The 14,603-nt window shown below is 51.8% G+C and carries 12 protein-coding genes; 3 read left to right on the forward strand and 9 right to left on the reverse strand.

The genetic code is table 11. The features are described 5' to 3' along the window. Nucleotides 1–14: 14 nt before the first annotated feature. The 8 genes from ACR9FF_RS30200 to ACR9FF_RS30235 all read right to left on the reverse strand — a co-directional run bounded on the left by ACR9FF_RS30200 (nt 15) and on the right by ACR9FF_RS30235 (nt 9,521). Nucleotides 15–278 carry an HPr family phosphocarrier protein gene (locus ACR9FF_RS30200; protein ID WP_435168001.1) on the reverse strand — a complete coding sequence of 88 codons (264 nt, stop codon included), beginning with the start codon at nt 276–278 and terminating at the stop codon, nt 15–17. Further along, the gene (ptsP, locus tag ACR9FF_RS30205) at nt 278–1,996 is read right to left on the reverse strand and encodes a phosphoenolpyruvate--protein phosphotransferase (protein WP_201003065.1); all 1,719 of its coding nucleotides are present in this window, start codon (nt 1,994–1,996) and stop codon (nt 278–280) included. The genes ACR9FF_RS30200 and ptsP overlap by 1 nt, the downstream gene beginning before the upstream one ends. A gap of 42 nt (nt 1,997–2,038) precedes the next feature. Then, a complete protein-coding gene (locus ACR9FF_RS30210; RefSeq protein WP_435168004.1) occupies nt 2,039–3,190 on the reverse strand; it encodes a mannitol-1-phosphate 5-dehydrogenase in 1,152 nt (383 codons plus the stop codon). After that, nucleotides 3,190–3,624, reverse strand: a complete 435-nt coding sequence (locus tag ACR9FF_RS30215; RefSeq protein WP_435168007.1) for a PTS sugar transporter subunit IIA — start codon at nt 3,622–3,624, stop codon at nt 3,190–3,192. The genes ACR9FF_RS30210 and ACR9FF_RS30215 overlap by 1 nt, the downstream gene beginning before the upstream one ends. Beyond that, nucleotides 3,621–5,684, reverse strand: coding sequence for a BglG family transcription antiterminator (locus ACR9FF_RS30220; RefSeq protein WP_435168010.1), 2,064 nt, complete (start codon nt 5,682–5,684; stop codon nt 3,621–3,623). Before ACR9FF_RS30220 ends, ACR9FF_RS30215 begins: the two co-directional genes overlap by 4 nt. 85 nt (nt 5,685–5,769) lie before the next feature. Continuing rightward, nucleotides 5,770–7,242: a PTS mannitol transporter subunit IICB gene (locus tag ACR9FF_RS30225; RefSeq protein ID WP_435168013.1), complete on the reverse strand. Its 1,473-nt coding sequence runs from the start codon at nt 7,240–7,242 to the stop codon at nt 5,770–5,772. Between the two features lie 260 nt (nt 7,243–7,502). Further along, on the reverse strand, nt 7,503–7,964 hold the full coding sequence (locus ACR9FF_RS30230; protein ID WP_116394566.1) for a phage tail protein: 462 nt from the start codon (nt 7,962–7,964) through the stop codon (nt 7,503–7,505). Between the two features lie 123 nt (nt 7,965–8,087). Continuing rightward, entirely contained in the window at nt 8,088–9,521 is a 1,434-nt protein-coding gene (locus ACR9FF_RS30235) for an MDR family MFS transporter (RefSeq protein ID WP_435168016.1), read from the reverse strand. A gap of 146 nt (nt 9,522–9,667) precedes the next feature. Between ACR9FF_RS30235 and ACR9FF_RS30240 the strand changes: the two genes are divergently transcribed. Further along, complete coding sequence (locus ACR9FF_RS30240) at nt 9,668–10,309, forward strand: TetR/AcrR family transcriptional regulator (RefSeq protein WP_435168019.1); 642 nt, start codon at nt 9,668–9,670, stop codon at nt 10,307–10,309. Nucleotides 10,310–10,420: 111 nt separating this feature from the next. Here ACR9FF_RS30240 and ACR9FF_RS30245 read toward each other — a convergent pair whose 3' ends face one another. Continuing rightward, nucleotides 10,421–11,344, reverse strand: a complete 924-nt coding sequence (locus tag ACR9FF_RS30245; protein ID WP_435168022.1) for a DNA ligase — start codon at nt 11,342–11,344, stop codon at nt 10,421–10,423. Nucleotides 11,345–11,445: 101 nt separating this feature from the next. Between ACR9FF_RS30245 and ligD the strand changes: the two genes are divergently transcribed. Together ligD and ACR9FF_RS30255 are read left to right on the forward strand one after the other, a co-directional pair. Continuing rightward, complete coding sequence (ligD, locus tag ACR9FF_RS30250; protein WP_435168025.1) at nt 11,446–12,351, forward strand: non-homologous end-joining DNA ligase; 906 nt, start codon at nt 11,446–11,448, stop codon at nt 12,349–12,351. 127 nt (nt 12,352–12,478) lie between these two features. Continuing rightward, on the forward strand, nt 12,479–14,485 hold the full coding sequence (locus ACR9FF_RS30255) for a catalase (protein WP_435168028.1): 2,007 nt from the start codon (nt 12,479–12,481) through the stop codon (nt 14,483–14,485). Nucleotides 14,486–14,603: the final 118 nt, after the last annotated feature.

The following is a 14,603-nucleotide window of genomic DNA, read 5'->3' on the forward strand; positions in this document are numbered from 1 at the left end:
CCTTCTTCATTGCTCTATTCTTCGTAAATCTTGGTCAACATGGCGCCCAGCGTTTGAAGCGCCTCTTCCTCACGCTCGCCGTCTACTTCGAGCGTGACCTCGTCGCCTTTTGCCAGACCTAGGGTTAACAGGCCAAGCGAGCTTTTGCCGTTTATTTTTTTTGTTCCTTTGATCAGCTTCACACTGCAAGGGAACTCCGATGCCGCTTGAACAAATAGCTTCGAAGGACGGGCATGGAACCCGGATGGATGGATAACGGTATACGTTTGTGATAGCATTATTGTGGTCTCCTTTGCTTAACGAATTGTTGGACTTCTTCCTGCGTGCTCATGGCAAGAGCTTCTTCCGCCAGAGCCGCCCATTCCGGCTTGGACAGCTGCCCCACCAGCTCGCGGGCAGGCAATATGGAACCCGCGCTCATGCTGAACTCGTCTAACCCCATTCCGAGAAGGAGAGGAATAGCCGTCTGGTCGCCCGCCATTTCGCCGCACATGCCGGCCCAAATGCCAGCCCGTTCAGCCGCCTTAATGACCATGTTCACGAGTCTCAGGATCGAAGGATGATACGGCTGATACAGATAAGCCACCGATTCGTTCATCCGGTCGGCTGCCATTGTATATTGAATCAGATCGTTTGTACCGATACTGAAGAAATCGACTTCCTTCGCGAAAATATCAGCCCCAATCGCGGCAGCCGGAATTTCGATCATCATGCCCACTTCAATCGAGCCCGACACCTGAATCCCTTCCTGCTCCAGCTTCGCTCGTTCTTCCTCGAGAATACGCTTCGCTTCGCGAAGCTCGCTCAGCACCGCAATCATCGGAAACATGATGTTCAGCTTGCCATGCACGCTTGCCCGGAGCAAGGCCCGGAGCTGGGTACGGAACAAGTCCTCCCGTTTGAGGCATAACCGAAGCGCGCGTAATCCCAGGAACGGGTTGCTTTCCTTCGGCAGCTCCAAATAAGGGAGCTCCTTGTCCCCGCCGATATCCAGCGTGCGAATAACGACGCGCTTGCCGTTTAATTTCTCAAGCACATGCTTGTAAATTTGGAACTGCTCTTCTTCCGTCGGGAACGAGCTGCGTCCCATATAGAGAAACTCCGTGCGGAACAGCCCCACGCCGTCGGCGCCGTTCTCCAGCACTTTGTCCAGGTCTTCGATGCTACCAATGTTGGCCGCGAGCTCGAGATGCTCGCCATCCGCCGTTACCGACGGCTGCTGTGCCAGACGCTTCAGCTGTACTCTGCGCTCATCGTATTGCTTCTTTTTCGCTTCATATTCGGCCAGCACTTCTTCCGAAGGATCCACAATTACTTTGCCTTCCGTCGCATCCATAATAACCAGAGCGCCATCCGCAACGGCTGCTGCCGAAGGGCCTGCCCCTACTATCGCGGGAATCTCAAGCGAGCGTGCCATAATAGCGGAATGCGATGTACGGCTGCCGATCTCCGTTACAAAGCCTCGGATATAATTCAGGTCCAGTTGCGCGGTATCCGACGGCGTCAAATCCTCCGCCAGAATGATGGTTTCCTCGGAAATGCCGGAGAGCGAAGCATACGGCTTGCCGATCAGGTGACTCATCACCCGACCGGAGACGTCTTTGACATCGGCTGCGCGCTCGCGGACCATCTCATTATCCAGTTCCAGTAGCATCTCGACAACGGCTGTCGTCACTTCATGCAAAGCGTATTCCGCATTAAGCTTCTCGTCTGCGATTTTGTCGAGCACCGAATCCACTAGGTCCGGATCCTCCAGCAAAAAAAGATGCGCTTCGAAAATTTCCGCTTTTTGCGCGCCTAGTCTTTCCTCGGTTTTTACGCGGATCTCTTCGATCTCGCCTTTGGATTTCTCGATGGCCTGCCGGAAACGGCCGGCTTCCGCCTCAGCATCCGTAATCGTCTCCTGCTGCGGGATATAGGATGAATGGTTAAACCGAAAAACCTTTGCGATAGCAACTCCGGGAGATGCGGCAACACCGGTAATTATATTAGCCATACTGCGTACCTCACTAATGTTTGTTTTTCTCAAGCCTGGTTCTTAACGCTGATTTGCGACAGCTTCGTAGCTTTCAAGGATCAGCCCGTATACCGGATGTCCTTCCTGAATCGAAGTATAATGCGACACGGTCTGTCCGATACCCTTGTCTTTAATCGATTGCTGCAGCTCGACGGCTTCCGGATCATCGGCGTTAACGAAGTGAAGCGCCGCCGCCATTACTTTTGCCAGCTGAACGGGCCTCATCCCTTGCTCATGGGCTTGCAAAGCCGGCTTCACGAGACGGTCATTGGGCGACAGCTTGCGGATCGGCGACCGTCCAACGCGGGTAACTTCATCGGTCAGCTGGTCGTTGCGGAACCGTCCGATAATCTTCTCGATATATTGATCATGTGCATCTTGGTCGAAGCCATATTGCGCAACAAGTACGGCCCCCGTCTCCTTCAAGGTCGCCTTCACTTCGCCAACGATGGTCTCGTCGGCCATCGCCTTCTGGATCGTCTCGTAGCCGCGAAGGCTTCCCAGGTAGGCGGCGGCGCAATGTCCGGTGTTCACCGTGAACAATTTACGCTCGATATAAGGCATCAGATTGCTTACGTAATGGACGCCGGCAACCGGTTTGTACCCTTCGAGCATCGCGGATTCGTCCACGACCCACTCATAGAATGGCTCAACCGTCACCTCAAGAGGGTCCTCATTGTGCTGAATCGGAACAATCCGGTCAACGGCCGCATCCGGAAAAGCAACCAGCTTGGATGCCTTCGCCTTTGTCTCTTCATCGAGATGCCCGAATACATGCTCTTTCAGCTGGGTGCTGCCGCCGATAGCGTTCTCGCAGGCGATGATATGCAGCTGCCCTCCTCCTGATTCGATCCGCTTCTCGATACCGCGGGCGATGCCCGCCGCAATATGCTTCAAGATGTTGACGCCTACGGCTGTAGTCACCAGGTCGGCTTCCGCTACCGCCGCCGCAACATCGTCTATTTTTGTTCCGTCAATGGCGGTTACGCCTGTCACCTGCAGCTGGTCCTTGGCTTCGTTCGCCAGCGTTACGGTGTAGGCACCGCGCTTCTGAAGCTCCGTAACAAGCACCTGGTTGACGTCGGAAAAAATAACTTCATAACCCGATTGCGAAAGTAGGAGTCCGATAAATCCTCGTCCGATATTGCCCGCTCCAAAATGCAAAGCCTTCATTATTCCATCCCGCTTTCGAAGATCTCGATCATCTCTTCGGCCGTGGAAGCCTTCAAGATCCGTTCCAGATTGTCGTCATCGGAGCAAACCATCGCTACATTCGTCAGAATGTCCAGATGATCGTCGCCAACCGCCGCAATGCCGATAACCAGATGCGCGATATTTCCTTCGCCGAAATCGATGCCAGCCGGAATTTGAACGATGGACAGGCCCGTCGACTTGATGGAGCCTTTCGATTCGTTTGTTCCGTGAGGGATAGCAAGGCCGCCGCCCATGTAGGTGGATAGGGACTGCTCGCGTTCAACCATGCTTTCCACATAGCTGGGATCAGCGTGACCTGCGTTAACCAGCAATTGGCCCGCCATGCGAACCGCTTCGAATTTATCCTTTACCGCTGCATTCAATTTCACTTTATCCGTAGACAAAATACTCATTGTACGTCACTCGCTTCCGCTTTTATATTGAAAAACATTCTAAGATGTATGGTTAAGTAATCTCGAATTGCCTCTTCATCGCCAGCCTCGAGCAGATCAATCATGACCGTATCGAGCAGCATGGCGCTTATTTCGCTTAATACCTCGAGCGCTTCCTTCGTTAAGGTCCGGGGCGCCAGCATTAATAAAAAGTGGCTTAAACGGGACGGCGATGCCGTCTCCAAAGTAATGGGAGCTTCCAACCGGTATAACGATAGCGATGGCCTCGTTATTTCTTTGCCGCGGGTATGAAATAAAGCTACCGCGGTGCCCGGTATCATCTGACTGCCGCTTTGTTCCCGCTGCAGCAGCCGCCGCGCTGCAAGACCGGCATCCGTCAGCACGCCTTTGGCTGCTTCCCGCGCGCAGGCTTCTTCCAGAATAACCGGCAAGTCTCGGCTCTCTTCCTTGATCAACACAACCTCAAAGCGCCGGATCAGGCTCACCATCTCGTCGAGCGTCGTCTTAAGGCTTACCAGCTGCTCGAAGGTAGAGGCTTCGCTTCCCGTCTTCTCTTCCTTGGTCAAAGTGCCGTCCCGTTTCTGGATTAAGCCCGTCTGGACGAAAACCCTCAATCGGTCCGTCTCTGCTTGCGTTAAGAGAGGACTAACCTTAATATATTGCTCGCCGTTAAGAGGCAGATCTACCGTGGATATGATCAGATCGTATTTGTCCTTCTCCGTCCTCGAGGCTTCGTACCACGATACCCGGTCAACGATATGAATTTCCGGCAGTTCCTTCTGGAGCCTGATCTGCAGCAGCTTGGAGGAGCCGATTCCGCTTGAGCAGACCAGGATAGCCCGGACATTTTGCCGCAGCTGCTTCAGCCGCTCGAGCGATGCTCCGAAATGCATGACGAGGAATCCGATTTCCTCATCCGGCACAGCCACATCGGTAAAGACGCGGTTTGCCGCTTTGCGGACGATATGAAATAAAGACGAATAATCCTTCTTAATCTGATCGAGAAGCGGATTACGGATATTCGTGCCTTCATGCAGCCTCTGCAAGGCGTCCTTCAAGTGGAGGAATAGCCCGTCGCGCAGAGAGCGGTCTTTGTTGTATTCGGCATTCATGGCCTGCTGCACATGCTCGATCAGGGAACGAACCGTATCGGTTAAAAATAAATCATCCGCAGGCAGCACGGATAGATCGTCGCTCTGGACGGAACGCAAAAGCTTGCCGATATAAGCCGTCTCTGCCGGCGGAAATGCTCGTTCTGTCAGCGCGGCTAACCTTTCCGTCAGATATACCGCATCGGATTCCTGACGTAACGCCGCAACGGAAGAAGCCTCAACCGTCTTGCCCGCTTTGATTCGCCGCAGCGCAATGGACAGCCTGATCAACAGATCGGTATAAGCGCCCTCGCTTAACCGGCTGCCTCCGTATTCTTCCCAGCTCCATAAGATTTTCTCGACGGCTTCCATCTCCGATTGACCAACAATCGCAAGCAGCCGCCGGTCAACGGGATGAGCCGGAAGCTCGTTGCGGCTGGAGATCAGCTCCGTATCTTCGAACCGGTCCCTTATGATCTGGCGAATCATCTCCCGCATATGCTCTTCCTGCCCGGTAAGCTCAATCCCGTAGCCTCTTCTCCGGGTCAAGGTAGCCTCGAACCTCTGCACCCATTGGTCAAGATCGTCCAGATCATTGGCTACGGTAGGAATCGTCACCTTGAACTCATGCGCCAGAGCGAACAGCTTAACTGGCTCCTCGCTCTCGAGAAGGAGGCAAAGCAAATAGATCTGTCTCTCCTCCGGCGAGTATTCAATCTCTTCCGATACGCTAACGAGCTGGGCTAATCGGTCAAGCGCCGCTTGATTGCCTTGAAGCCTTATGCCGGAGCCTGATTTTTTAAGCAGCCTTGCACCTTCGGCACGCAGGATCTCCTCCACCGCTGCCAATTCCCGGTGTACGGTTCTGGAACTCACCTGAATTTCTTCCGCGATTTGCGCCGCCGTCAGATCGTGATCATTCCGCAGCAGCAGCTCTAGAATTCGGCGGGACCGGCTGGATATACGCATTCACACAACCCTTCCTATAACGATAGAATGGCCCCAGCGCCGGAAAATAATCTCCAGCGCTGGCAGCCTTGATGAGAAAGGATTCTTACGAAAGCCGGTCTACGAGTTTGTCATACTCCGGACTTTTCAAGAAATTATCGATTGAAATATGCTCGGCTTTCGGCGCCTGAATTTTAGCGCGGTCCGTCAGCGTTTTGTGCGTAATGACGATGTCGGCATCGCCGGGAATATCGCTGATTGCCGTATTAATGACGGTAACGTCCGAGCCTGCGGCTTTCATCTTCTTGCGAAGAATCGATGCTCCCATTGCGCTGGAGCCCATGCCGGCGTCGCAGGAGAAGACGATTTTATGAACGTCCTCTTTCGCTTTGACCGTTTCGCTTGCTGCCTCAGCATGCTGAACGGCTTGCGAAGCCGCTGCCGGAGCCGCTGTTGCAGCTGCCGCCGTATTGCCTGCGGCCTTCATTTCCTTCATTCTTGCCGAAGCTTGTTCGAGATCGTCTCCGTCTTCAGCTTCTTTCTTCGTCGTCTTGAGCAGCAGTGCCGCAATGACAAACGATACGATAGCGGCGGTTACGATACCGCTCAGAGCCGCAAGAAGGCCGCCTTTTGGAGCCATGGCAATGTAAGCAAAAATACTGCCCGGCGAAGGTGGTGCAACTAGACCCGCTCCAAACAGGGAGAAGGTGAAGGTACCGGTAACGCCGCCGGCGATAACGGCCAGAATCAGACGCGGATTCATCAGGATGTACGGGAAGTAAATCTCGTGAATACCCCCGAAGAAGTGAATGATCGCTGCGCCGGAAGCCGACTGCCTCGCCGAGCCGCGGCCGGCAATCATGTAAGCAAGCAGAATGCCGAGGCCTGGACCCGGGTTCGATTCCAGCATGAAGAGAATCGATTGCCCCGTCCGGGACGCCTCTTCTAATGCGATAGGGCTCAATACGCCATGGTTAATGGCATTGTTAAGGAACAAAATTTTTGCCGGTTCAATAATAATGTTAGCTAGCGGGATCAGGTTATGGTTAACCAGGAATTCCACGCCGTTAGATAAAATCTTGGTTAATTGCTCGATAACCGGACCAACGCCGGTATAAGAAATCAGCGTAAGAATCGCGCCGATAATGCCAAGCGAGAAGTTATTCACCAGCATTTCGAAGCCGGATTTGATCTTACCCTCGATCGATTTATCGAATTGCTTCAGTACCCACGCGGCCAGTGGACCGCAAATCATTGCCCCGAGGAACATCGGGATGTCCGTGCCCACGATAATGCCCATCGTCATCAGAGCGCCGATAACGCCGCCGCGCTGCTTATGAATCATCGTACCGCCCGTATAACCGATCAGAAGCGGAAGCAGATACTTGATAATCGGATCAACAAGCTTTGCAAGGGTTTCGTTCGGCAGCCATCCCGTAGGAATGAACAACGCCGTTATGATCCCCCATGCTATAAAAGCACCAATATTGGGCATAACCATACCGCTGAGAAAACGTCCAAACTTCTGGACTCCCACACGAATTCCCCCGGTTGGAGAACTGTTTTGCACTTGCTGCATTTTTGGGTTCCTCCTCTATAAAATCGCTTTCTTTTTACCGGACCGGCAGTGCCGCCCGGGTTACTATCATCGTAAAGGATGCCTTCTGCCAGAACAACAAAAGGAAAACGAGGTTTTGTCAATCATACTGTTGACAACATTTAATTAGATTATCAACGACAAAAAGCCACCCCTTATAAAAGGAGTGGCCTATTGGTTTCGGGTGGAGGATGCTTAATTCAAATCGGCTCCGCCCATCCGCTTATTTTCCAGAAACTTTCTTAGTATTCGCCTTTAATGACAAAAAACGAACCGCGAATGGTACCGGCCAGCTTGGATTTCTGTCTGGCGAACTTGAACTTTCCTTCCAGCTCCTGCGGCACTTCCATCCCCTCGGAAAGCTTGAAGCCAACAGCCCGCTTTTTCGCGTCGTCTACCGTATACATAACGTTGAGAGCCAGTCCGTCCTCATAGAAGACGTAGGTAAATTTGATATTCTCGACTTGGAACTGCGACGTCTCCAGCGGTTTTGCCGAGAATTCGATATTGCGTTCCTGCAAGATCCGGTTCACGTAATCCAGGGCATCCTGACTTTCGCTCGCGGGCACAACCGTAAACTCATGCTTGTATTTGGTCATAAAATAACGGGCTTCGTTCGCGCGAAGACCAGCCAGCGTCTCTGCTACAGGCGAAGACTCCAGGCCAACAGTAGACACATTTTTAAAATCGACGGTGTAGGACATTCCCATTCCTCATCTCTCACGAAATTTTCCTATTTACAGCATTTCTAATCTATCAGATATTATACCAAAAAATGTTTGCTAGAAAGCTTCTTATTGGAAAGTTTCCTTCGTGAGCGAATGGGATTAAACCTCTTTTTGTTTCTTGCGGTTAGACAATAATAAGGCCGGAAGGAAGGAAACCGCGGCAAAACCGACCGACCACCAGAAAGCGACCTGATAAGCATCGGCAAGGGAGGCAAGGCTGCCGCCGGCACCGCTTTTCAGCTGATGTCCGATGACCGTTGCCAGAACTGCCGAACCAAACGCTCCCCCAATCGTCTGGAAGATCCGCGTCGAAATGCTGGCATGCGGAATTTGCTCCTTCTGCAGCCCTTCATAAGCGGATACCATAATCTGAATAAAGATGCCGTTCATCGCCGCCCCGCGCACAAGCTGTGCCAAGCCTAGCACGAAATGGCTCGTATCCGTTCCCGCAAAAGCAAACGGAATGCTGGACACCAGCGTGACCGCCAGACTGACAAGCACAATGCTCCTGGAGCCTGCTCGGTCAGCCAGTTTACCGATCCAGCTCCTCGTCAGCAGCATCCCAACCCCCTGAGGAATCAACAGCAGCCCCGTCGTCAGCACGCTTTCGCCGCGAACCTGCTCGTAATAGAGCGGGAGCAGCAGCATGGCACCGTTCATGACCATACCGGAGAAGAACAAAATAATATTGGACGCCAGGAAATGCCGCGAACGAAAAAGATGCAAATCAAGCAGCGGGGCTTGCTTCGTGCGCAAGGCATAAACGACATAGGCAGCCATCAGCGCAATCCCCGCCGCAAGCGGAATCATGGCCCCTGCCGAAGAAAGCCCGTTGGAGCTGGTCTCTGAAATCCCGTAGATAAGGGCGGCGAATGCCGGAGACAACAGCAGAAGCCCAAGGACGTCAAATTTCGGTTTGTTTGCGGCAGCCTCACCCTTTGGAATGTGCCGCCAGGACAGCCATAACGCGACCAGCATAACCGGAATGTTGACGTAGAATATCCAGCGCCAGCTCATGTTGTCCATAATGAGCCCACCCACGACCGGACCAAGAATCGGACCGATCAGCGTTGGGATACTAATAAGCGCGATCAGCCTTCCGAGCCCGCGTCCCCCAGCCGATTGAACAAGCACGTTCGTTATCGTAGGGACGAGCAGTCCCGCTCCCGCTCCTTGCAATAACCGGAAGCCGATTAAGCTTTCGGTGCTCCATGCCAGCGAGCATAGGAGTGACGAGACCAGGAACACCCCCAGCGAGAACAGATATAAGTTCTTTCCGCCGAACCGCTGTATGGCCCATCCCGATACCGGAACCGCTAATCCCATCGTGAGCACATAGCCCGTAATAACCCATTGAGTAGTCGATACCGTGCTGTGCAAATCAACCGCAAGCGTGTTGATTGCCACGTTGATCATGGTTGAGTCCAGTAAGGGAACAATAGCTCCTAGAACAAGAATAAGCGCGATTTTTAAAATGCCGGGATCAATCTTTTCCTTTGGAGCTTTTATTGCCTTTGCGTGGCTTTTGGCCATTCTGCTCACCTCTTCGCAATTTAGGGTACGGTACGTACCGTACCTTATTGCAATACAATATTATAATTCTAGCGAAAATGCAATATACTATTTACAAGAGTCTAGAAGGACGTTGTCCTAACACAACCCGGGAGATGGAACACGCTATGACGGAATCGCGGCAAGATCGCAAGAAGAACAACGAGGATCAACAAGCGGGGGGATCGCGGAGACGCGGAGACGTTCTGGAGAATGCCATATTGACCGCTGCATGGGAGGAGCTGCGGGAAACCGGCTACTCCAAGATGACGATGGAGGCCGTTGCGACCCGGGCAAAGACAAATAAGACCGCCGTTTACCGCAGGTGGCCGAATAAGGCGAAGCTGGTCATCGCCGCAATGATCAAGCATATGCCCAAGCCCTCGCTCGACACTCCCGATACGGGCAGCTTGCGGGATGATGTCCTTTCCTTGATGGATCGGATTATTAGACCCATGCAGCTGATTGGGGCCGAGACCATTCATGGGCTGATGGTTGATTTGCACGGGGACGAGCTTCACGCCAAGATGACATTGTCGCCAAGAGCGGAAGATCCGCTGTCCGTCGCCATGACGAATATTTTGAAGAATGCCGAAAAGCGCGGCGAGGTCATACTCGAAGGGCTGCCGGAACGCGTGATCACCCTTCCCGTCGACCTCGTGCGGTACGAGGTGCTCACCACTCATACGCCGCTGACCGACGAGGCTATTCTCGAGATTGTGGACACGATTTATTTGCCTCTCGTATGGAAGACAAGCAAACAAGGCTGAACCGAATTGCCCCGGCTCAGCCTTGTTTGCTTTTGTTTATTTCCTCCCACTTATCCTTCAAAAATTTCAAATCTTCTTTGACCCTGGCATTCTCGTTTTATCGGCTCCTTTTTAACTTCTTTCAAGCACACATTCAACCGGAGGAACTTCAATAAATCCCTCAATACTAGGCTGCCTTAGCGACCCGCCTTCCGTCCATTCCGCATATTTGATTTTTACGGTCTTTTCTGGCCGCACCCCTATGGCATCCTTATGACGTTGCGGAAGGTTATCAAAAGGAAGATGGCCGATAATCATTCCCCTCAATTCTTCCGTCAACTCTCTCCAATCGTTAACCGTCATCTTCCCTGTGCCGGTATGCCCTATATAATGCAGCCTGCCATTGGAATCGTATAATCCAAGCAAAATGGAATTAATCGTATGATGACGGAGCGTAAATCCGCCAATGACAGCGATGAGATCCTGAAAGTTTTTCACCTTTAGCCAGTCATCCCTTTTCTTCCCGATAGCGTAGGAGGAATTCAGCCTCTTAAGCACAATCCCCTCCATTTCTTGCTTCTTTACGGCATCCAATAAGCCTGTGGCGTAGCTGACTGACGGGACCAACTGGATATGCTTATTCGGCGTAATGATTCGAGTCAGTAGCTCTGCTCGCTCATGAAACGGCTTATCTTGGATCCACGCCCCATTGAAGTAGACAATGTCAAAAATCATATAAAAAATCGGCACCGTTTCAATGGCCCTCTCTATCCGATCCCTGTTCCGGACACCGTCCCTTCTCATCACCCGTTGAAAGGACGGCTTGCCATGCTCTCCCAAGGAGACCACCTCGCCGTCTAAGACGACGGATTGGCTTGCGCAATACTCGCTTAGGTTCCCAATCTCCGGATAATGCATGGTCCTTTCATTTTTCTTGCGATTATAAAGCTTCACTTCACCGCGATCGGCATAAGTTAAAATCCGGACACCGTCCCATTTTACCTGCGCGATCCACTCTTCACCCGTTGGAATGGCTGCGCTCTTCACGGGCTCCATTGGTAAAATAGGCTCCACACTGATTACTCCGTTTTTTGGATAATACATAGTTTGAGCCAAAAGAATCGAAAATATAGAGAAAATACAGGGGGCGGGCATTGGTGGGCGTGGAAGAAGTCGTCGTTGATGGCAAAAGGATTGCCATTACTCATCCCGACCTTATGATTTGGGAATCGCAGGGGATTTCAAAGCTTGACTACATACACTATTTAGTCCGTGTATCGGGCTACATGATTCAACATGCAAGGGACAGGCTGCTCATGTTGTGGCTCTACCCGCATGGAATAGCCGGAAAGAGAATCGAGAAAAGGTCCGTTCCTGCATCGGCACCGGAATGGGTTAGCCGGGTTTACTATAAAAATAAAGAACGGATCTTGCTAAACGATACGGCAACCTTGGTGTGGGCCGCGAATTACGGCGCTCTGGAATTTCACGTTCCGTTCGACCGCTATGATAAAACCGATTTCCCTATGGAAATGGTATTTGATCTGGATCCTCCCGATGACGCAAGCTTTAACCGCGTTACGGAGGTAGCCTTGAAGCTGAAGGAGCTTCTCCATTCCCTTGGATTGCTATCCGTTCCAAGAACCTCAGGCTCTTCGGGGCTTCAGGTTTATGTGCCTATTGAGCCGGTTTATACTTTTGAACAAACCAGAAAAATAACGGCATTTATTGCCGATTATTTCAGAGAACAAATGCCGGAGCAGATTACGCTTGAAAGAGTCGTTTCGAAAAGAGGCAGCAAGCTGTATTTCGATTACTTGCAGCTGTGGAGAGGAAGAACCATGCCTGTCGTTTACTCCCCTCGAGCCAAGCCACACGCAACGGTTGCAACCCCGTTAACATGGCCGGAGCTGGCGGAAGGGATTCAGCCTTCGGACTATACGATGTTGAATATAGCGGGAAGAATAAGCGAAAAAGGGGATTTGTTTCAGCCGCTGACTGCCAACAGGCAGAATCAATCCCTTCATGAAATTTTAGCGTTTATTGAAAGAAACAAGGGATAAGGCCATCCTTCATGGATGTCCTTATCCCTCTTGGGAATTCAACACCGTTTTCTTCGTGCAAGAAGATTAAATCCTAGCGAATCGGGTATTTGAACGTAAGGTTCTTATACGGCTAGGAGGAATGATCATGGATAATAAGAAGACGGAGCAATTAAAGAAATACACCGTTAACAACGAAGGTATGCAAGACTTGACCACCAACCAGGGGTTAAAAATGGCTGAAGACGAGTTCTCCTTAAAGGCGGGGCAACGCGGCCCTACACTTTTGGAGGATTTTCACTTTCGCGAGAAAATGACGCACTTCGATCATGAGCGCATTCCCGAGCGGATCGTTCATGCCCGCGGCGTAGGCGCTCACGGTTTTTTCCAGCTTTACGAATCCTTAGAGGAGTTCACCAAGGCCGATTTTCTTACGGATCCATCTAAAATTACGCCTGTATTCGTGCGTTTTTCCACGGTGCAAGGATCAAGAGGATCGAGCGATACCGTTCGGGACGTACGCGGGTTCGCGACCAAGTTTTATACGAATGAAGGCAACTACGATTTGGTGGGCAACAACATGCCTGTTTTCTTTATTCAGGATGCCATCAAGTTTCCCGATTTCGTCCATGCCGTTAAGCCCGAACCGCATAACGAAATCCCGCAAGGGGCCAGCGCGCATGATACGTTCTGGGATTTTGTCGGGCAAAATCCGGAGACGGCCCACATGGTGATGTGGGTCATGAGCGATCGGGCCATTCCGCGCAGCCTTCGCATGATGGAGGGCTTTGGCGTGCATACCTTCCGCCTCGTGAACGCGGCAGGACGATCTCATTTCGTCAAATTCCATTGGAAGCCCGTCTTGGGGATTCATTCCTTGGTTTGGGATGAAGCTCAGCAAATCGCGGGCAAAAATCCGGATTTCCATCGGGAGGATTTATATGAGGCGATCGAAAAAGGCCAATATCCCGAGTGGGAGCTTGGCTTGCAGCTTATTCCGGAAGAGGATGAGCATAAGTTCGATTTTGATCTGCTGGACCCCACCAAGTTGTGGCCCGAAGAGGAAATTCCGGTGAAACGGGTCGGTAAAATGACCTTGAACCAAAATGTCAGCAATTTCTTCGCGGAGACGGAGCAGGTGGCCTTCCACCCCGGTCATGTCGTGCCCGGTATCGATTTCTCGAACGATCCCCTTTTGCAAGGGCGGTTATTCTCCTATACCGATACACAACTATCCCGGCTAGGCGGTCCCAACTTCCACCAAATTCCGATCAACCGGCCCGTTTGCCCGTTCCATAACAATCAACGAGACGGCATGCATCAGATGAGCATTCATCAGGGACAAACCAGCTATCATCGGAACGGATTAAACGTCAATCAGCCGGCGCCGGTTCCCGAAGAGCATGGCGGTTATGCGCATTATCAAGAGCGAATTGACGGCCGAAAAATCAGAGGACGCAGCGAAAGCTTCCTGGACTTTTTTTCGCAAGCGAAGCTTTTCTACAATAGTCTGGCCCCTTATGAGCAAGAGCATGTCAAGAAGGCATTCAGCTTTGAGCTTGGCAAATGCAAATCCGATCTCGTAAAAGCAAACGCTATCGCCCTGTTAAATCATGTCGACCGCAGCTTGGCGCAAGAGGTGGCGGACCAAATCGGAGCCCCTCTTCCCGATGAGAACCGGGAAGTGAAATCCGACAAAAAATCACCCGCCCTCAGCATGGCCGATACCGTCCTTCTCCCCGATACGAAAAAAGTCGCCATCGTGCGGGTTGGCGATCCTGATGTGGAGCGGTTCGCCGATTGGACAACGGCTCTAACGGAAAAGAACGTTAATTTTACGATTGTTGGCCATAAGCTCCATGACTTGCCTAACCCGCTGAAAGTAACGGCAACTTTCGAGACGACGGACCCTACTCTCTTCGATGCCGTTTTATTGGTAAGCAGCGAGTCTACGATTCCCGCGCCTGCCTTGGCATTCATCGAAACGGCATATAAGCACTATAAACCGTTGGCGCTGGCTCTCAGCGATCATCAAGCGTTAGCGTCGGCAAGGGTGAGATCAGACGAGGCTGGCGTGTACGATTTAGCTCATTCCACGATTGAGGCTTTCATTAACGGAATCGCACAGGGCCGTTTCTGGAAACGACAGCTGTAAGTCCAATCTCATAAGAAAACCGGTTTGTTGGAATACTCTTTATGGATCATGCAGGAGGTGAACGTACAGTGAGCACAAAGGCAAAGCCCGATAATAACACCCCAAAGAGCAGCCCGTC

The organism is Paenibacillus glycanilyticus (assembly GCF_051200795.1).
Lineage (GTDB): Bacteria > Bacillota > Bacilli > Paenibacillales > Paenibacillaceae > Pristimantibacillus > Pristimantibacillus glycanilyticus.